Origin of the sequence: Rhizobium sp. PvP014 (assembly GCF_017876855.1) — a bacterium.
Lineage (GTDB): Bacteria > Pseudomonadota > Alphaproteobacteria > Rhizobiales > Rhizobiaceae > Neorhizobium > Neorhizobium soli.
This window is the reverse complement of sequence record NZ_JAGIOT010000001.1, coordinates 769,084-788,073: the sequence shown is the minus strand read 5'-3', so window position 1 is coordinate 788,073 and position 18,990 is coordinate 769,084. Positions and strand designations below refer to the sequence as shown.

Sequence of the window (18,990 nt, the reverse complement as noted above, 5' to 3'; positions counted from 1 at the left end):
ACAGCTCAGCGAATGTCGTAGTGGAGATCCGCTCGCATCATTTCGGTCAGTTCCGCACCGTTCCATAGGGCCCGTTCAGCTCCCGAGCAACCGTTTGGCAGGCGCGTGTTTGGTTGCTGTCTGGCTCGCTCACGCCCGCCAGACAGCAACCTCATACGGGCGAAGAGTGCGCTCGCCGAGCACGATGCGGATCCCGGTTGGTACCGTCCAGTCCTCCGCACCGTAGTTAAACGCGAAGACGAGCTCGCCGCGTCGCCGCATACGAACATGTTCCGGCAGCTCAAACGTGGGGATGTCCGCAGCGTCCAGAACCAGGCTCATCGTTGCGGCAAGGAGTGACTCATCCGGCCAGCAGGCCAGGTAATGGATCTTCTCCTTGCGGGTGAGGGCCGGCATGCCATCGCCGAAGCGGGCGAGAACATCGCCGGTTGCTTCTATATCTTCGCGCCAGCGGATTGCTGCGCCTGAGATCTGTCCCGTCACAGGCTGGGCAAGGCCCGGCCTCAGTGTCGCGACCTGCAACACGCGGTGGCCGGTGAGATCGGAGAGCGGACCGGGCGGCAGATTGTCGGGAATGGTGAAATTGCGCGTGCGCGATCCGGTCCGGGGGCCGATCAGGACTACACCGTCGAATTGGCGGAGTTCCCTCTCCAGATCCGCTGATATTTCCGTGACGCAGGGCAAAATAACCAGCGCGTAGCCATCCAGCGGCGCGCCGGGGCGCACGAAGTCGATATCGACGCCGAGGCGCCGAAGGCTTTCATACCAGCGGAAGGTCAGTTCTTCGTAACGGAAGTCCTTGCCCTGTGGCTGGATCACCGTCGTCCAGTAGCTCTGGTAATCGAAGACAACAGCAACTTTAGCCGTCTGTGTTTCCGGCAGAGTTCCGAAGGTGGCGAGCTCGCTCGCTACCTGTCCAGCTTCGCGGCCGCCGGGCGAAAGTTCGTCTAGGCCGGGAAGGTTCAGACCCGCATGCATCTGCTCCTGCGCGAAGGGTGCCTGCCTCCAGCGGAAATAGCTGACGACTTCCGCGCCATGGGCCAGCGCTTCCCAGGTCCAGAGGCGCACCATGCCGGGCTTCGGGATCGGGTTCCAGGGCGCCCAGTTTACCGGGCCGGGTTGCTGTTCCATCACCCAGAACCGGCCACGGCCCACCGCGCGATAAAGATCGTGGTGGAACGGCGCGATATCCGGATGCGACGTCTCCGCCCAGCGATTGCGCTCCGCCTCCGAGAACGGAAATTTTTCGACGAAACCGATCGGGTAGCTGTCCCAGGAGGCAAGGTCGAGATTGTCGGCCACCTGGAAATGGTCGAAGTCGAGAACGAAACCCATGAAGTTATGAGTGATCCAGCGATCCGGCGAATGCCGGCGGATGATCTCGCACTGCATCGCGTCATAGGCTGCGACCTGATCCGAATGAAAACGCCAGAAATCGAGCCGCGTCGCCGGGTTGCTTTCGGTCACAGTGAGGTTCGGCAGCGCGACATCGTCGAAGCTTCCGACTTCCATCGACCAGAACACCGAACCCCAGGCTTCGTTGAGCTGCTCGGCAGACTGGTAACGCAGCCGCAGCCAGCGGCGGAATGCCTTCAGGTCTTCAGGTCCAAAGGAAAGCGTCGTGTCGTGGCAGCCGTATTCGTTGTCGGTCTGCCAGCCGGCGAGGCCCGGATGGTCGCCGTACCGTTTTGCGACCGCCTCGACGATGCGGGCGCTCTCGCGCCACCAAGTCTCTGAGGAAAACGTGTAATGACGCCTCGAGCCGAAACCGCGCAGACGGCCGTGTTCGTCATAGGGCAGGATGTCGGGATACTCGTCGATCAACCACTTTGGTGGTGTCGCCGTCGGCGTGCCGAGCACGATTTTGAGGCCAGCCTTTGTCAGGACGTCCATCGCCCGGTCGAGCCAGGCGAAGTCGAAGTTGCCGCGGCTCGGCTCAAGCCGTGACCAGGCGAATTCGCCGATGCGCACGAAGGAAATGCCAAGTTCGCGCATGCGCCGGGCATCGGTTTCCCAGCGGTCTTCGTTCCAGTGTTCCGGATAGTAGCAGACGCCAAGCATTATCGTGTGAGATCTCCATTGACGACGGCAAGGCCGTCGGTATCGAACAGATGGCAGGCCCTGGCCGGAACACCGACGCGGATAGGGTCGCCCGCGCGCTGGCTTGCAAGGCCGTCGGCCTTGACCGCAATCTCAGAACCATCGGCGAGCGAAACGAAGAACAGGGTCTCGGAGCCGAGATGTTCGGCGAGCTTCACGCGGCCTTCGAGAACGATATCGCCATTGCCGGTCGCATCCAGATGTTCGGGGCGGACGCCCAGCGTCATCGTTCCGCCTTTCACTGAGGCGCCGTGCGTGTCGAGCGAAAGCGATGCGCCGCCGGGAAGGCTTGCGGTGACGCGGCCGTTCTCGCCGGGTGTCACGGGAACCGTCAGAAAGTTCATCTTCGGCGAACCGATGAAACCGGCGACGAACAGGTTTTTCGGCCGGTGATAGAGCTCGAGCGGCGCACCGACCTGCTCGATGCGACCTGCCGACAGCACGACGATCTTGTCGGCCATGGTCATCGCCTCGACCTGATCGTGGGTCACGTAGATCATCGTCGCCTTCAGATCCTGATGCAGGTTCGAGAGCTCCGAGCGCATCTGCACGCGCAGCGCCGCATCCAGATTGGAGAGCGGTTCGTCGAACAGGAAGACGTCCGGATTGCGGACAATCGCACGGCCGATTGCAACACGCTGGCGCTGACCACCCGACAACTGCCCCGGCTTGCGCTGCAGCAGCGGCTCAAGCTGCAGCATCTTTGCCGCATAGGCTGTGCGCTCTGCGACCAGGGCCTTCGGATGGCCCGTCATCTTCAGGCCAAAACCGATGTTTTCCGCCACAGTCATATGCGGATAGAGCGCATAGGACTGGAACACCATGGCGACACCGCGCTCGGAAGGGCCGACGTCGGTCATCTCCTGGCCGCCGATCGACAGCGTGCCCTCGGAAATCCTCTCAAGGCCGGCGATCATCCGCAACAGCGTGGACTTGCCGCAGCCGGACGGGCCGACGAAAACGCAGAACTCGCCATCGGCAATATCGAGATCGACACCCTTGATGACATTGACGGCGCCAAAGCTTTTCTTGACGGCGCGCAGGCTGACGTCGCTCATCGCGTCTGTCTCCCATTGTGAGGTGTTAGTTCGAGAAGCAGGGCACTTTCGGGCCGAAGCATCGGCAAGGGCAGGCCTGCAAGCCCGGAATTTGCCAGATCGAAAGCGATCTCGCCGGAAAGCAGTCGCTTCTGACCGTCCGATATGCGGATGAAATCAGGCTCTGTGGGCAGAACAGTTTCGATGCGCCAGGTTCCCCCGAAGCGTATGATCTGTTCAGGCAACCGCAGGGTTGCGGGTTGTTCGCCCACCATCTGCGGTCCCTGCGCAACGATGACGACGATCTTTTCAGCGCTTGCGGCACCCCAGACATAACGGCCATCGATTGGCTCAAGCCGGAAGTTGGCGCCGGGCGCATGCAGAAGCGGGCGAAGCCGCTTGTGGGTTTCGATATAGAGCGCCAGCTCGCCGCGCTCTTTGACTGAGAGTTCCAGCGGGTTGAGTTCGACGCCGAAATGATAGGCCATTGCCACCAGCGCCCGGAAGCTCAGGGTATGGCGACGGTTGGTCTGGTGGTTGGGGTCTGCCGAGATGTGGCTGCCGAGAATTTCCGGCGGAACGAAAAGCAAGGCGCCGCGCTGGATTTCCAGCCGCTCCAGCGCATCGGTGCAGTCCGATGTCCAGACGCGATGGGTGCGGGCGAGCGCGCCAAAATCGATCCGGCCACCGCCCGACGCGCAGCTTTCGATCTCGACATCGGGATGAGCGGCGCGAACGCGGTCCATCAGGGCGTAGACGGCGCGTGTCTGGGCGGCGGTCCTTGCTTTGCCGTCGCGACCGCCGCTATGGGTCAGGTCGCGGTTCATGTCCCATTTGACATAGGAAACCGCGTGGGCGCCAAGCACCGCATCAATCTTTGAAAACAGATAGTCGGAGACGTCCCGCCGGGTGAGATCGAGCACGAGCTGGTTGCGGGACGCGAGCAGGGGCCGCCCTTCCACCTGCAGCACCCAGTCCGGGTGGGCGGTAAATAGGTCGGACAAGGGATTGACCATTTCCGGTTCGAACCAGATGCCGAACTGCATGCCAAGGCTTGTCACGTGATCGACGAGCGGTTTCAGTCCGTCCGGATATTTGCGGGGGTCGATATCCCAGTCGCCAAGGCTCGTCGTGTCGTCGTCACGTTTACCGAACCAGCCATCGTCCAGAACGAAACGCTCGATGCCGAGTGCTGCAGCTGCAGACGCCTGCGCCTTGAGCGAGTCCAGCAGGTGGTCGAAATAGTTGCCTTCCCAGGTGTTGAGCGTGACAGGCCTTGGGCTCATGGAGCCGCCCGGCCACTGGACAAGCTCGGTGCGGACGAAGGCATGAAATGCCTCGCCATGCGGCCCGGCATAGGCAGTTGGGCTCTGGTAGCTCTCGCCGGGCGCAAGAATGATCTCGCCGGGTTCGAACAGTTCGCCGAGATGGACGAGGCGCTGGCCGTCATCAGTACGGTCGATGGCGATCTGGTGATTGCCGCTCCAGCCGAGCGTGACGCCAAAACGCTGGTCAGCGCTTTCGACGAACAGCATTGGAAGACGGTCGTGCGAGGTGCGGCCGCGGCGGTTTTCCTGCATCCACAGGCCATTGCCGAGCGTCTCGCGACGCGTCTGGAATTCACGTCCCCATGAGCCGGTAAAACTGGTGATCGTTGTGTCACCTGAGGGCGCCAGGAAGCTCGCGGCCATGCAGCGATCGAGCTGGTAGTCGGTATCGCCGGCATTGGAGAGCCGGGTTGCGATCGACAGCACGCCGGCAGTATGTTCCGTAAGCGCGATGGCGATCTCGATCCGCGCGACCGGGTCGCTTGCGGAAAGAACGGTCTGTGCTCCGTTCCGTGCAACCGACCAGCCGCTGAACGCGAGAATGAAATCGCGGCCGGCGCGGTGGCCTGCAATCGCCGGCCAGCCGAAAAAGCCCATTCCGCCAGATGGCAGCAGGACGGCCGAGGGGACGGCGACGTCCATGCCGTTGATACGGCTCGATCGTTCGATCTCAAATAGCGGATCGGCGACAACCGGCGGGCGGCCGAAGGCCAGAAACTCGGGCATTCCGGTTTCGGGCAGGCGCAGGCTCAGCGCGAAATCGCCCGAGCCGACAGTTACGATGTCACTCATCCCTTGGTCGCTCCAAGTGTCAGGCCGGCAATGAAATGCCGTTGCATCAGAAAGAACATGGCGACCGGCGGCAGGGCCGCGATGATCGATCCGGCGGACACCAGATGCCAGGCGGCAACCCATTGGCCGTTCAGCGAATAGAGGCCGGCGGTGACAGGCATGGCGTGCTGGCCTTGCACGAGCACGGTCGCCCAGAAATAGTCGTTCCAGACGAAGGTGAAGATCAGGACGGATAGCGCCGCAATCGCCGGCCGCATCAGCGGCAGCACGATATGGCGGAAGATCTTCCATTCGGACACGCCTTCGACGCGTGCGGATTCAATGAGGGCAAAAGGCAGGCCCTTGATGAAGTTGCGCATGAAGAGCGTGCAGAAACCGGTCTGGAAGGCTGCGTGGAAAAGGACCAGTCCAGTTACGGTGTCGTAGAGGCCGAGTTTCAGCGTCAGGTCGCGCACCGGCACCATCAGGATCTGGAAGGGAATGAAATTGCCCGCGACGAACATGAAGAACAGGACGAGATTGCCCTTGAAGCGATAGACCGCCAGCGCAAAGCCGGTCAGGCAGGAAATACCGACCGCGCCGATGACCGTTGGGATCGTCACCTTGAACGAGTTCAGGATGTAGAGACCGATCGGAGAATCCCGGAAGACGACCGTGTAGTTCTCGACACCGGCAAAACCGGAGGGCATTCCGAAGTAATTGCCGGCTGCAAGATCGCCCGCCGGCCTCACCGAGGTGATGGCGACGCCGATCAGAGGCAGGAGCCAGAGGACGAGCGAGACAGGCAGGAGCACCTTGTAGCCGGTCCGCATCCATGGCGATGCGTTCTGAATGGGGGAGGGGAACATCAGGCGTTCCTTTCCTGGACAAGCATCCGCACGATGAAGAGCGAGATGAACACCATCATGATCAGGAACAGCACGACTGCGATGGCGGCGCCATACCCCATGCGGAAACCGTATTCCGACAATGCCTGTTCGAACATGAAGTAGGAGAGAACCTGGCTCGATCCGTAAGGGCCGCCGGCGGTCATGATCGACACGAGGTCGAAGGAGCGCAGCGAACCGATGACGGTGACGACCATCGCGATGAAAGTCGCCGGCGCAAGCTGCGGCAGGACGACGTACCAGAGAAGCTTGAGCCCCTTGGCGCCATCCATCCGCGCGGCCTCGACCTGTTCCGGATTGATGTTGTTGAGACCTGTCAGGTAGAGGATCATGCAATAGGCCGTCTGTGGCCACAGGCCGGCGATGATGATGCCGTAGGTGACGTAGCGCTCATCCGCCAGAACCGCCAGCTGCTCGCCCGTCAGCCACTCCAGCAGTTTCGAAAACGGCCCGAAATCCGGCGCGTAGAACCAGGTAAAGATCAGGCCGACCACGACTTGGCTTATGACGAACGGGAAAAAGAACAGCGACTTGTAGAGCCGGATCCCGGTGACCGACTGGTTGAGAAAAAGTGCTACGGCAAGGCCTGCAGGGATCGCCAGAAGATAGAGCAGCAGCCAGATGACGTTGTTCTTCAGGGAAACGTAGAAGGAGTCGTCATCCAGAAGTTCGCGGTAATTGCCAAGCCCGATCCAGACCTTTTCGCCAAGCCCGTCCCAGTCATGAAAGCTGATCCAGATCGACTGGAAGATCGGCAAAAGGACATAGACGATGAACATGAAAAGGCCGGGGGCGAGAAACAGCCATGGCGTGAGCCATTCCCTGTTGTTCTTCGAGCGGCGCGACGGCTGCGTGGCGGAATAGCTCACAACGATACCCCTGCAGATTATCTTAGAATTGCGGCCGGGCGCAGGACCTCTCGGTCGCTGCGCCCGGTCGTCCGGGAGGAAGCGCTATTTATAGACGCGGGCGCGAACCTTCTCGAGCCGCGCCAGGATGGCGTCGATCTTGTCCGGCTTGACCATGAACTCCTGGAAGCCTTCCATGCCGGCCTTTGCCATTTCGGCATTGGCATCGCGGTCGTAGAACTGCGCGAGGCCCTGGGCGCCCGATAGCATCGTAAAGCCCGCCTCGAGGAAGACGTCCTTCGGCTTTTCCGCCTGATTGTTGACGGGCAGCTGGCCAAGGGTCGCATTCATCGTCGACTGTGCCTGGGCCGAGCCGACGTAAGCCAGGAATTTCTTGGCGTCTTCCTTGTTCTTTGCCTTGGCTGGAATGTGGAACGTATCCGTCGGCGCTTCTTCGGCCCTCGGCAGGCCGGGGGTGATTTCAGGGAAGGGAAGGAAGCCGATCTGCTCCTCCTTCAGACCACCGTCCTTCATGGTGGCAACGGCGAAATTGCCCATCAGATACATGGCGGCCTTGCCCTGGACGAGCTGCGGGACTGCATCCTGCCAGTCGATCGCCGCATGGTTCTCGATGAAATAACCGGGCTTGACGAGCTCGGCCCACTTCTCGAACACGGCCTTTACCTTGGGATCGGTGTAAGGAACCTTGCCGGCTGTCAGGTCCATGTGGAACTGGTAGCCGTTGACGCGAAGATTGAGATAGTCGAACCAGCCGCCGGTCGGCCAGAGCGCCTTGGTGCCGATCGTGAAGGGCGTGATCCCCGCAGCCTTGAGCTTGGCGCTCGCGGCGATCAGCTCGGCCCAGGTCTTTGGCGGGGTGATGCCCTTTTCGGCAAAGATGTCCTTACGGTAGTAGATGCCCCACTGGTAGTAGGTGTAGGGCATGCCCCACTTCTTGCCGTCGATCGTCATTGACGGTACGGCAGCCTTCATCTGCTGATCGTAGCCATTGGCCGCCCAGACATCGCTCACATCGGCAAACAGTCCCGCCTTGACGAAGGGCTCCATGCGATTGCCGGCATACCAGGCGACGACATCAGGCGCGTCAGCGGTCAGGAAGTTGCGGATCGCGGCCTTGTAGCCTTCGTGGTCAAAGTTGTTCCACTTGACCTTGATGTCGGGGTTGGCCTTCTCGAAGGCCGCAATCAGATCGCCCATCGCCTTTTTCGGGACGGGATCCGAATGGTCTGAATTGACTGTGATTTCGCCCGCGAAAACCGATGGCGCAATTAGAAAAGTCGACAATACGAGGCCAAGCAGCCTCTTTCTTAGAACGGTCATGTGTTCCTCCCTTGTGACCATCGGTAACCGGATGAAGTCCTAGATTTCAGCCTTACCGATCGAGCTCCTCCAGCCCGTCTTGATGTTCCGCCACAAACCCGTAGAGTTCCACCGTATTTCAGGGAATGTTTTACGGGATCCTAAGATGGATAAGGCCGCATCAACCATTTCAAAGGACGGATCGGTTCCGGCACATCCCGATCTCGATCCGCGGCACCCGCTTGTCGTGTTCGGCGACCATCGGTTCTGCGCCGGCGAAACTCTTGTCGTGCAGCGGATGGCAGGCCCGCATATGCACAGTCAGATCGAACTGAATTTTCTTACCCAAGGCCAGATGACTTACTGGTTCGACGGGCGGGAACTGACGATCGGCGCGGGTCGTCTCTGCCTTTTCTGGGGAATGGTTCCGCATCAGGTGACGGAGATCGAAAAAGGTACGCGGTTTGTCTGTCTCTATGTTCCCATGTCCGTTTTTCTTGGTCTTGCCACTCTCAGCCGGTTCCGGGATGCCGTCTTCCGTGGTGCGGTCATCGAAGCGACCGTTATCAGGCCTTTCGATGAGGACGTCTTTCTCAGATGGCGCGAGGAACTCTTGCAGGGTGACGAGGGACTGGCAGAGATCGTCCGAACCGAGCTCACGGCCCGGGTTTTGAGGATCGAACGGGAAGGTTGGCGGGATCTGCGCGAACACGCCCCTGCCATTGCCGGCCTCTCATCCAGTGACAGCGGGCGCGCCGGTCATGTGGAGCAGATGTTGCGTTTCATTGCCGAACACGCCCTCGGCGATATTTCCGTCGATCACGTGGCGCGGGATGTGGGACTTCATCCAAATTATGCCATGAGCCTGTTCAAGCGGGCGGTCGGCCAGACGATGAACCAGGCGATTGCCCGCCACCGGCTGGACACGGCTCGCTCGCTTTTGATCTCGACAGACATGTCGATCACGAATGTCGCCTTCGAATCCGGCTTCGGCTCGGTCTCGCGCTTCTATGAAGCCTTTACCGACCGCTTCGCCGACCGGCCATCCGCGTTTCGCCGCAGGATGCAGGCAAATGCGCGACGCGACTGACACTGCGTGATGACCAGCCGTTCTGGTTGAACGTTCGATTTCAAGTTGAATAGAGCCTTCGCAGGCAATTCCTGCAGGCCGCGCTGAGCAGCGGCCCTAACGTGGTCGTGCACGTCGATTGAGGTTGAGTTTGCATTCTGGGCGATACCTCCGTACATCGCGCAGACACAACCGCTAAGCCCTGTAGGAGTATAATTTTGCCGGAGTTCGAACAGACCCTGGGAGCGGGTACGCTCATATCCATTGCGGCTGGCGCCGTTGCGCTGCTGCTGGTTCTTATCATCCAGTTTCGCATCCACGCTTTTGTCTCGCTCATTCTCGTCAGTTTCCTGACCGCGCTCGTGACGGGAATTCCGGCGGGGAATATCCTTACCACCCTCACGTCCGCGTTTGGCTCGACCCTCGGGGGCGTTGCTCTGCTTGTCGGCCTTGGCGCCATGCTGGGTCGCCTGCTGGAAGTATCGGGTGGTGCGCAGGCTCTTGCGGATGACCTCGTCCGCCGATTTGGCGAAAAACGTGCACCGCTGGCGTTGGGCATCGCGTCGCTGTTCTTCGGCTTCCCGATCTTCTTCGATGCAGGCCTCGTCGTCATGCTTCCGGTGATGTTCACGGTAGGGCGTCGCCTTGGCGGAAGCCTTCTTCTCTACGGCATCCCGGTCGCGACCGCGTTCTCGTGCATGCACGTTTTCGTGCCGCCGCATCCCGGGCCTGTCGCCGCAGCCGAACTGCTGGGCGCCGACGTCGGACTTCTGATCATCGTCGGTCTGTTGGTCGCCATCCCGACCTGGGTCGTTGCGGGTCATTTTTTCGGAAGCTGGATCGGCAAACGCATCTACCTGCCGGTGCCTGACAACGTCACTGATGAGCAATCCTCCGACGACGAGAGAATCTCCCTGCCGAGCCCTGGCCTCGTCGTTGCACTTCTTCTTTTGCCGCTCGTTCTCATCTTCATGAATACCGGCCTCGATTTCGCGCGCGCACAGGAATGGGTCAGCAAGGATGCCAGCTGGTTCCAGCTTGCCCGCACCGTAGGCTCTACTCCAATCGCACTTCTGATTTCGGTTCTCGTCGCCGGCTACGTTCTTGGGCCAATGCGCGGTCGCGATCCCATCAAGGTGGAGCGCATCGTTGACTCTGCTCTTGGACCTGTCTGCTCTGTTATCCTCATCACCGGCGCGGGCGGCATGTTTGGCGGCGTTCTGCGTGCTTCGGGGATCGGCAACGCTTTGTCGGATGTACTTGCCGATATCGGTATGCCCATACTGGTGGCAGGCTTCCTGATCTCGACCGCGCTGCGCGTTGCACAGGGCTCCGCGACGGTTGCACTCATCACGGCTGCTGGTCTGGTGCAGCCTGCGGTGCAGGCTGCCGGTTATCAGGGTATTCAGCTGTCAGCGATCGTCATCGCGGTCGCATCCGGTTCTGTCATGCTGTCGCATGTCAATGACTCCGGCTTTTGGCTGGTCGGTCGCTTCTTCAACATGGACATCAAGACCACGTTCAAGACCTGGACCGCGATGCAGACCTTGGTGGGCCTCGTTGGCTTTGCGCTTTCCGGGATCATCTTCTGGCTGGCCTAACAACCCGGTTTCATAGCCAGGCACGCTCTTGATGAAGGCGTGCCTGGCTTCCCCCGCGCTAATCGGCAAATTTCGAGACGGTCGGCAGCAAGCCGCGTTCAGACAGCGCCGTGACCACGGTATCCATTACCGGAAAAACTTCTGCAGAGACGGCCTCAGTCGCAGGAACCCCCGATAGGCCATCTCGAACAATGGCGTGGCGGGAGGCCAGCCTGCGATGAGACCGAGCGGGCGCAAAAGGGGTATCGCCCGCCACATTGCGGCAAAGGCTGCCGCCCCCGACAAAAGCTTGCCTCCTTCTTCGGCATGAAACCGCGACAGGATCTCCACACGATCGACAGGACACGATGCGATGGGATCGCAGGCGTCGATGAAGCGGATTGCATTGCGGCGGTCCAGCCTCCGGATGATCGCGATCTCGCGCCGGCAAAGCGGGCAGCCGCTGTCAAACCAGACGGTGACTTGCTCCATCATGACGTGTGCTTCGTAGTGTTGATGAGCATGGCTAATACCTCGAGTGCGAAGAATGCCAAACCATCCCATCTGCACAGATGTTCCGCAAGCATAGGTTACATCACAGCCTACCTGCTGGATCGGTGCTCTCTACCCCCGATACAGGGCACCTTGCGCCCACGAGCGCCCAAGTATTCAACCAAGGCCGCATCCAAGATGGAAACCAGAGACGCAGCCTGATCGGCTTGCGGCGGCGGAACCTATGGGGCATTGATGGCCTCAGCCACCGCCGGAGATCGACAGACATGGCAAGACGAATACGACTGGGCATTGTCGGTGCAGGGATCGCCGGCCTGACTCTGGCCAGAGCCATGGCCGACTGTGCCGATGTCAGGATTTTCGAGAAAAGCAGAGGCGTCGGCGGACGGATGGCGACACGGCGAACCGATGCCGTGACTTTTGATCATGGAGCGCAGTATTTCACCATCAGGGACGGACGTTTCCGTGCAGCGTTGGAGACGGCGCAGGCCGACGGAGTGGTTCAGCCCTGGACCGGTGCGCTTGCAACGCTGCCCGACGGCAATCTCGCGGCTTTGTCGGAGGGCGACACAACGCGTTATGTCGGGAGCCCTTCGATGAACGCGCTTGCGAAAGCGATGGCGGCAGGCCTTGATATCCAGACCGACGCGCCTGTGGAGGCGATCAGCGGCACGGCGGGTAAGTGGTTCTTGAAAATCGGCGATCGCCGCGAGGGCCCGTTCGACTGGCTGGTTTTAGCGGCGCCAGCCCCGCAGTCGGCATTGCTTCTTCCTGACGAGTTTACGCATCACGGGGCGCTGGCAAAAACCCGGATGAATGCCTGCTTCACGCTGATGATCCGCCAGACCGAGGATGCAAAGCTTCCCTTTGCTGCCGCCCGTGCCGATGATCCGGTCATCGGCTGGATCTCCCGCAACAATTCCAAGCCGGAACGGCCTGACGAGCCCTGTCTGGTGGTCAACGCGACGGCCAAGTGGTCGGACGATCATTTGGAGGAGCCACTGGAAGACGTTCGTCGGACGATGCTGGAGGCGCTCCAGCGCTATATTCCGATCTCCCCGAGTGAGGCTGAGGCTGCAACCATCCATCGTTGGCGCTATGCCAATGTCGATCGGCCGGCCGGACAGGCTTTCCTTCTCGATGATGTGTCCCAATTGGCGGCTTGCGGAGACTGGTGCATCGCAGGGCGGGTCGAGGCAGCGTTCCTCAGCGCCGCGGCCCTTGGCGATGCGCTCAAACAGATCGTAAAGGTAGCGCCATGACAATGACCCCGCGGACCATCTCCACGCTTCTGACCTATTGCGGGGCCCTGCCGTTCTGGCTGCTGGCATTTGCCCCCTCGACCGTTCTCGGTTTTGAAACGGCACCCGCATTCCTGTCCTACGGGGCAGTCATCGCATCCTTTATGGCCGGAGCCCTCTGGGGAAGCGCTCAAACAGGCAGGGGCGACCTGGTGATCATTGTCGCCAGTAACGTGCTGGCTCTCATTGCCTTTGTGACACTGGTTGCCAGTCCTTTGCCGATAGCCCTGCTGGTACAGGTGTTGCTGTTTGCCCTTCTGCTGATCGCCGACCACAGGACCCTTTCTACGGATCTTTCACGGCAGTGGTATTGGAAACTGCGCATTCGGGTGACTGCGCTTGTCGCGCTTGCCTATGGCGTCATGCTTTTCCGCTACGCCTTTTGAACGGGTGGCTGGAACTGCGCTCTCAAGTGTCATCAACTCGATAGGTTGGCGAAGCCGCAGGTATCTCGATGGCACACTTCCGGTGGCCGTCTCAAGACCGCCTGTCCGTCCTTTTCTAGCTCGCAGGCCCGGTGCGTCATTTCCCTGAGGCTTTAAGCTCCCGGTTGATCCGATCGGCCGCATCCGCCAATGCTGTCCTGTCTGATTTTGCCCCCGACAATGCGTCATGCACTTCCTCGCCAAGGATCCTTTCGATCGCTGAATATTGCGGAATATTGGGTCGCTGCCAGGTGTGCAGCAGGTTTTTCTTCGCGAGCTGATCGACAAAACGCACGATCGGCGAACTCGCCGCAGCTTCCGGGTCCGCACTCACCGAGAAGCGCGGGGCGATCGGAAAGCCGTTCTTGACATGGGCCTTCATGGCCTCGCGCGACGCCATCCAGGCGATTGCGTCGGCGGCAAGTTCCACCCGGGCTTCGGGCAGATTGGACGGAATGCAGAAAAGGAAACCGCCGATCGGCGAAGCGCGGGTGCCGCCAGGCCCGGAGGGCTGTGGCAGGTACTCGACCCGCCGCTTGACCACGGACTGGACGTCGTACTCGAACCTCGCCGCGCGCATCGTCCAGAAATAGCCGAGACTGGCCTTTCCCTTCATGAACACGTCAAGCGTCTTGTCCCACGCCATGTTGAGAATGCCGGGCGGCGAGATCTCGATTAGGCGGCGCATGAAGTCCAGCGCGGATAGGGCGGCATCCGACTGGATGGTACAGTGCAGTTCTTCGAGGTTCACACCCTCCAGCGTAAAGCCCGCCCGGGACTTGCGCAGTGAAATGGTCGGCTGGCCGCAGGCGCCGAGAAAGAACATGAAGCTCGACGCGATCGGCATGCCGCGGGCACCGTCCCAGACTGCGCCATACATGCCGTGCTGCGGGGCGTGGAAATGCCGGCCTGCGGCAAGCACGTCCTCGAACTTTCGCGGGAAATCCAGCCCGGCATCGGCAAACAGGTCCCGCCGGGCGGCGAGGATCTCAATCGTGCAGTAGCCCGGAACGCCATAGTCCTGGCCATCCCAACGGGCCGTCGACCAGATGGAGGGATGGAAGTCGAGCGGGTTAATACCGGTTTTCTGAATCAGGGCATCGAAGGGGCGGATGATGTCCTTTTCGGCAAACTCGCCAAGCCAGGGCATGTTGATGGCGAGAACATCGTAGTCAGAGACCGGTTTGTTGCGATTGTCCAGGATGCGGCGATAGAGATCTGGCAGTGGCAGAAGGTCGAAGTTCTTCTTCGATGCGAGGTTGTTGCGGAAGTCGGCCCACATGTTGCGCATGGACGAAAAGTAGTTGTCGTCGTTGAGGAGGAAGCGCAGTTCGATATGCGACTCGACCCGCTTCTGCACCAGTCGCATGGGCGGGATGATCTGCGAGCCCAACGGGGTCCCGCCAAAGTAATAGTCTTCCTCCTGCTCGCCGCCGCGCAGGCCGAGCGTCTGGGCAAGCAGGGACTTCGTCTTTCCGGCATAAGCCTGGAAGGACTGCAGGAGCTTTTCGCTCGGTTGCAGGGAAAAGGTCTTGGCGCCGGGCCCCTTGGGGACTTTCAAAATGTAGCCGCTGTCCACCATGCGATTGATCAGCCGCATGGAGGTTGCGTAGGGCAGACCGGATTCCTGGCCGAGCGTTGAGATGGCGACAGTCTGGCTGTGGATATGGGCCTTGATGAGGAAGACCACGATTTTCCAGCCGGGGTCTTCGTCGAATCCGCCGATCACGTCGCCGAAGGGCCGCCGGGTCTTGTCCAGGAACTCAATCACCCGCAGCATTTCGTAGTCGTTCACGTCGGCCCCCGTCCGTCGCGTCACTAGACGATGTTCGTAGCCATTGCAGTGCCTCTTGGCTAGGCGCTCCAGGTGCTGACGCGAATGTGGTGATTATTTTTCCGCCGGCGGCAGCAGACCCGCGCGGCGTTCGGACTGCTCGAACAGCACAAAGAAGTCCTTTTCAGCCAGCCCTTCCGTAAAGGCGGTCTCGTATTGCTGACGGATCATCGATGCCATGTACATCGGGATATGGTCTGCCCGGGCCGCGTCGAGGATCAGGTCGAAGTCCTTCATCATCTGCGACACCGAAAATGCCGGGTCGAAATTGCGCTGGACCAGAAGGTCACGCTTATAGGCGATCAAAGGCGACGCGACTGCACTTTCGCAAATGACATTGAGCATGGTCTCAACCGAGAGGTTTCCCTTGAGGCCGAGCGTCAGCGCTTCGCCCAGCAGCGCCGATGTGGCGCCCACCAGGGCGTTGAGGACGAGCTTCAGATAGCGGGCCTCCTCGGCCTGGCCGACATAGAAGCGACGCGAGGCAAAGCAACCAAAGATAGGATCGAGGCGCTTGTAGGCGTCTTCCGGACCTGACGCCATGACCGAAAGGGTTCCCGCAGACGCGGTCGCCGTGCTGCCCGAGACCGGTGCGCGCAGGTAATGGACGCCGCATGCGCTCATGGCTTCATTCACTTCGGCGGAGATCGCGGGCGACACAGTGCTCATTTCCACCAGCGTCTGGCCGGTTTTCATGACGCTCGCAAGGCCGCCCTTGCCGAAGATGAGGTCGCGCAAAACGGCGTCGTTGGGAATAGTCAGGATCACGACGTCGGATTTTGCGGCCAGATCCTCAAGCGTGTGGGCGACATTGGCGCCTTCCGCAACGATCGTCGCCCGATTTTCGGGCAAGGGTTCATAGACGTGAAGCCGGTAACCGGCTTCCAGCACCCGGCGGCTCATTGGAGCGCCCATCTTGCCTATGCCAGCCCAGCCGACTGAAATTTCTTCGTTCATTGCGTCCTCCCGTCCCAATCGACAACAGGCTGTGACGGACCACCGATCTGGCCATCGCCTGGGGATCCATACGCCCAGCGCGCGCATCGATCAGCGCGGACCAGACATTTCCTCCCTCCAAAACACTAGGGCGACAGCCTATCGAATGCTCTCTGCAAAATATCCATTCTGGACAAAAGGGGAGCTGTGACAGGTTCCGTTATCTACTAGCCTGAAGTCGGACCGTTCAGCTTTCCGTGGGAGGAACTTAGCTGACAACAAGGATCATGGTGTGCGCGCTGTCGAGCGTCGTTCCCCTGTGCCGTGTGTTTCGCAGGATATGTCGAGGATCGGAGGAGGATCCGCCATGCAAGACGATCATTTCAGAAATTTGGATATTCGCCGCTAGCAAACCTCGGCAATGCGTTGGTGAGGCCCCTGCCGCCATGTCGCCTCGTGACATCGGAGATTGGCGGGGCGCGGCTGGCAGCGCAGGCAGATGCAGTTATTTCGGGAAGGACAGTCAGATGAAAGCCGTTCGCTACTACACACAGAAAGACATCCGGGTGGAGGATGTCCCGGCGCCTTCGGGTCCGCTCGGGGACGACATGGTGCTGATCGAGCCGCTGGTCTGTGGCATTTGCGGGACCGACCTGCATGAATACATTGCCGGACCGATCGTCACGCCGAGCACGCCTCATGTCTATTCGGGCGCAACGCTGCCACAGATTCTCGGCCACGAATTCTCGGCGCGCGTCCTCGAAGTCGGGCGCAACGTCACGCATGTTTCGCCCGGAACCCGCGTGTCGGTGCAGCCGCTCATCTCCCCACGCGACGACTATTACGGGCGCCGCGGTCAATATCATCTCAGCGAGAAAATGGCCTGCGTCGGCCTGTCCTGGGACTGGGGCGGCATGGGCGAGCGCGCTGTCGTCAACAGCTACAACGTGTTTCCGGTCCCTGACAGCGTCAGCGACGTTCAGGCGGCGATGATCGAACCGGCGGCGGTCGCGCTCTATGGCGTCGATCGCGGCGGTGTCGAGGCCGGAAGCACGGTCCTCGTGTCCGGTGTCGGGCCGATCGGAGCGCTGGTCCTTCTGGCGACCCGCGCAGCCGGTGCGACGACGATCTTCGTTTCCGAACTCAATCCAAACCGCCGCGCGCTGGCTCAGAAGCTGGTCCCGGAGGCGATCGTCTTCGACCCGCGCGAAACGGATACGGAAAGCCTTTTCCGGCAGCATACCGAAGACGGCGTCGGCGTCGATGTGGCGCTCGAATGCGTCGGCGCGGAGGCCTCTCTCAATCTCTGCGTCAAGGCCGTCAAGCGCCGAGGCACGGTCGTCCAGGTCGGCCTGCATGTCAAACCTGCCTCGATCGACGCCATGCTCTGGGCCTTGAAGGACATCACAGTGGAGGCGACGTGGTGCTATCCGGTGACGATCTGGCCACGCATAGCCCAGATGATCGGCGCCGGCATCTTTCCGGTTGAGCAGATTGTGACCGCGCAGATCTCGCCGGAGGATGTGGTCGAGAAGGGTTTCGAGGCTCTGCTCGATCCCAATGCGTCACACATGAAGATTCTGGTCAACATGCAGGGCTGACACCCTGCGCTTGCCGCGGACCGTGACAAGCGCGGCCGCCACGCAGATCCGTCCGACCAAAGGTGATTTGCGGGCGGTCTGCAGCACTTGAAACAGCCTGATCCAAGAGGGTTATCATGCATTACATCGTTCATTGCCTCGACCATCCCGGCGCCGTTGACAAGCGCCTCGCCCATTACGATGCCCATAAGGCCTATCTGTCATCTGCCAAGACAAAGACCGTAATCTCCGGTCCTCTTCTCGCCGACGACAACGAGACGATGATCGGCTCGCTGTTCCTGCTCGAGGCCGACACGAAGGACGAGGTGGTGGCCTTCAACCAGGCAGATCCGTTCAATGCTGCCGGCGTCTGGGCGTCGGTAAACATCCATCCCTTTGCCAAGCGGGTGGACAACCGATGAGCGGCTACGAGGGAAAACCCGTCCAGGCGGCCATTGTCGGCCTTGGCTGGTGGGGCAAGAAAATGGCGACGCTGGTCAATGCGGGAGGTGCTGAAATGCACTTCGTGCATGGCGTCGACCCCAACCCGGCAGAGCAGGGCTTTGCCGCGGAACGGGGCATGCGTTTCTCCTCCGAACTCGGCGAGGCGCTTGCCGATCCCGAGGTCGAGGCCGTGATTTTGGCAACGCCACATTCGCTGCACCAGAGCCAGATCGCGCAGGCGGTTGCCGCCGGCAAGCATGTCTTTTGCGAAAAGCCGCTTGCGATGACCAGGAAGGACGCCGAAGCCTCTGTCGCGCTGTGCGAGAAGGCCGGTCTGGTGCTTGGCATGGGACACGAGCGCCGCTTTGAACCGCCGATTGCCGAGATCCTTGATGCCGCAGCCACGGGCCGCCTTGGCCGCCTACTGCAGATCGAAGCCAATTTCAGCCATGACAAGTTCCTGGGGCTCGATCCGTCCAACTGGCGGCTCGATGCCGAACAGGCGCCGGCGGGCGGCATGACTGCCACCGGCATCCATCTGACGGACCTCTCCGTCAAGCTGATGGGGCCGGCGAAGGATGTCCGCGTCATCTGCGAAAACCTCGCGTCGGAAATCCCGCAGGGCGACACCATGAGTGCGCATATCCGCTTCAAGTCCGGCGGGTCGGCCTATGTGTCCGCCACACTTGCAACGCCGTTCATCTCGCGCTTTGCGGTGTTCGGCACGCTCGGCTGGATCGAGGTGCGGGACAAAGCGCATGTGGAATCGCCGGATGGGTGGATCGTCACCGAGGGCTGGAAGGGCCAGCCGATCACGACCCGCGAAGTGTCACCGGCCGAGCCGGTCCGGGACAACCTGCGGGCTTTTGCGCGCGCTGTCCGCGGCAAAGAGACCTATCCGATTAGCGGCGAAGAAATGATCGACAATATTGCGCTGCTCGAAGCGATCATCCTGTCTGCCCGCTCGGGCGCAGTCGAGCAACTTTGAGATTGGCT

General features: G+C 60.8%; 16 protein-coding genes. 7 read left to right on the top strand and 9 right to left on the bottom strand.

The window, feature by feature from the left end:
• Nucleotides 1–129: 129 nt before the first annotated feature.
• The 6 genes from J3A65_RS03580 to J3A65_RS03555 form a co-directional block, all read right to left on the bottom strand.
• The gene (locus J3A65_RS03580) at nucleotides 130–2,061 is read right to left on the bottom strand and encodes a beta-galactosidase (RefSeq protein WP_209899480.1); all 1,932 of its coding nucleotides are present in this window, start codon (nucleotides 2,059–2,061) and stop codon (nucleotides 130–132) included.
• On the bottom strand, nucleotides 2,061–3,158 hold the full coding sequence (gene ugpC, locus J3A65_RS03575; protein ID WP_209899477.1) for a sn-glycerol-3-phosphate ABC transporter ATP-binding protein UgpC: 1,098 nt from the start codon (nucleotides 3,156–3,158) through the stop codon (nucleotides 2,061–2,063). Before ugpC ends, J3A65_RS03580 begins: the two co-directional genes overlap by 1 nt.
• Nucleotides 3,155–5,257, bottom strand: coding sequence for an alpha-galactosidase (locus J3A65_RS03570; RefSeq protein ID WP_209899474.1), 2,103 nt, complete (start codon nucleotides 5,255–5,257; stop codon nucleotides 3,155–3,157). The genes ugpC and J3A65_RS03570 overlap by 4 nt, the downstream gene beginning before the upstream one ends.
• Nucleotides 5,254–6,105 (bottom strand): carbohydrate ABC transporter permease, encoded by an 852-nt coding sequence (locus J3A65_RS03565; protein WP_209899471.1) that lies wholly within the window; start codon nucleotides 6,103–6,105, stop codon nucleotides 5,254–5,256. The genes J3A65_RS03570 and J3A65_RS03565 overlap by 4 nt, the downstream gene beginning before the upstream one ends.
• Nucleotides 6,105–6,923, bottom strand: a complete 819-nt coding sequence (locus tag J3A65_RS03560; protein WP_113111620.1) for a sugar ABC transporter permease — start codon at nucleotides 6,921–6,923, stop codon at nucleotides 6,105–6,107. The genes J3A65_RS03565 and J3A65_RS03560 overlap by 1 nt, the downstream gene beginning before the upstream one ends.
• Before the next feature lie 174 nt (nucleotides 6,924–7,097).
• Nucleotides 7,098–8,333 carry an extracellular solute-binding protein gene (locus tag J3A65_RS03555; RefSeq protein ID WP_209899468.1) on the bottom strand — a complete coding sequence of 412 codons (1,236 nt, stop codon included), beginning with the start codon at nucleotides 8,331–8,333 and terminating at the stop codon, nucleotides 7,098–7,100.
• Nucleotides 8,334–8,478: 145 nt separating this feature from the next.
• On the opposite strand from J3A65_RS03555, the gene J3A65_RS03550 reads away from it, so the two are divergent.
• Entirely contained in the window at nucleotides 8,479–9,402 is a 924-nt protein-coding gene (locus J3A65_RS03550; protein ID WP_209899465.1) for a helix-turn-helix domain-containing protein, read from the top strand.
• A 197-nt stretch (nucleotides 9,403–9,599) separates the two neighbouring features.
• Nucleotides 9,600–10,982, top strand: a complete 1,383-nt coding sequence (locus tag J3A65_RS03545) for a gluconate:H+ symporter (protein WP_062459880.1) — start codon at nucleotides 9,600–9,602, stop codon at nucleotides 10,980–10,982.
• A gap of 126 nt (nucleotides 10,983–11,108) precedes the next feature.
• On the opposite strand, the gene J3A65_RS03540 is transcribed toward J3A65_RS03545, so the two are convergent.
• Nucleotides 11,109–11,525, bottom strand: coding sequence for a DUF393 domain-containing protein (locus J3A65_RS03540; RefSeq protein ID WP_245341468.1), 417 nt, complete (start codon nucleotides 11,523–11,525; stop codon nucleotides 11,109–11,111).
• 215 nt (nucleotides 11,526–11,740) lie between these two features.
• On the opposite strand from J3A65_RS03540, the gene J3A65_RS03535 reads away from it, so the two are divergent.
• A complete protein-coding gene (locus J3A65_RS03535) occupies nucleotides 11,741–12,736 on the top strand; it encodes an FAD-dependent oxidoreductase (protein ID WP_209899460.1) in 996 nt (331 codons plus the stop codon).
• On the top strand, nucleotides 12,733–13,161 hold the full coding sequence (locus tag J3A65_RS03530; protein ID WP_209899457.1) for a DUF3429 domain-containing protein: 429 nt from the start codon (nucleotides 12,733–12,735) through the stop codon (nucleotides 13,159–13,161). Before J3A65_RS03535 ends, J3A65_RS03530 begins: the two co-directional genes overlap by 4 nt.
• 136 nt (nucleotides 13,162–13,297) lie before the next feature.
• Here the strand turns inward: J3A65_RS03530 and J3A65_RS23295 are convergent, their stop codons facing one another.
• On the bottom strand, nucleotides 13,298–14,995 hold the full coding sequence (locus J3A65_RS23295) for an extracellular solute-binding protein (RefSeq protein WP_209899453.1): 1,698 nt from the start codon (nucleotides 14,993–14,995) through the stop codon (nucleotides 13,298–13,300).
• A gap of 93 nt (nucleotides 14,996–15,088) precedes the next feature.
• Nucleotides 15,089–15,991 (bottom strand): NAD(P)-dependent oxidoreductase, encoded by a 903-nt coding sequence (locus tag J3A65_RS03520; RefSeq protein ID WP_062459871.1) that lies wholly within the window; start codon nucleotides 15,989–15,991, stop codon nucleotides 15,089–15,091.
• A 506-nt stretch (nucleotides 15,992–16,497) separates the two neighbouring features.
• On the opposite strand from J3A65_RS03520, the gene J3A65_RS03515 reads away from it, so the two are divergent.
• From J3A65_RS03515 to J3A65_RS03505, 3 genes are all read left to right on the top strand, one after another.
• On the top strand, nucleotides 16,498–17,571 hold the full coding sequence (locus J3A65_RS03515) for a 2,3-butanediol dehydrogenase (protein ID WP_062459869.1): 1,074 nt from the start codon (nucleotides 16,498–16,500) through the stop codon (nucleotides 17,569–17,571).
• Between the two features lie 116 nt (nucleotides 17,572–17,687).
• A complete protein-coding gene (locus J3A65_RS03510; RefSeq protein ID WP_209899450.1) occupies nucleotides 17,688–17,972 on the top strand; it encodes a YciI family protein in 285 nt (94 codons plus the stop codon).
• Entirely contained in the window at nucleotides 17,969–18,982 is a 1,014-nt protein-coding gene (locus J3A65_RS03505; RefSeq protein WP_209899447.1) for a Gfo/Idh/MocA family oxidoreductase, read from the top strand. Before J3A65_RS03510 ends, J3A65_RS03505 begins: the two co-directional genes overlap by 4 nt.
• Nucleotides 18,983–18,990 lie beyond the last annotated feature (8 nt).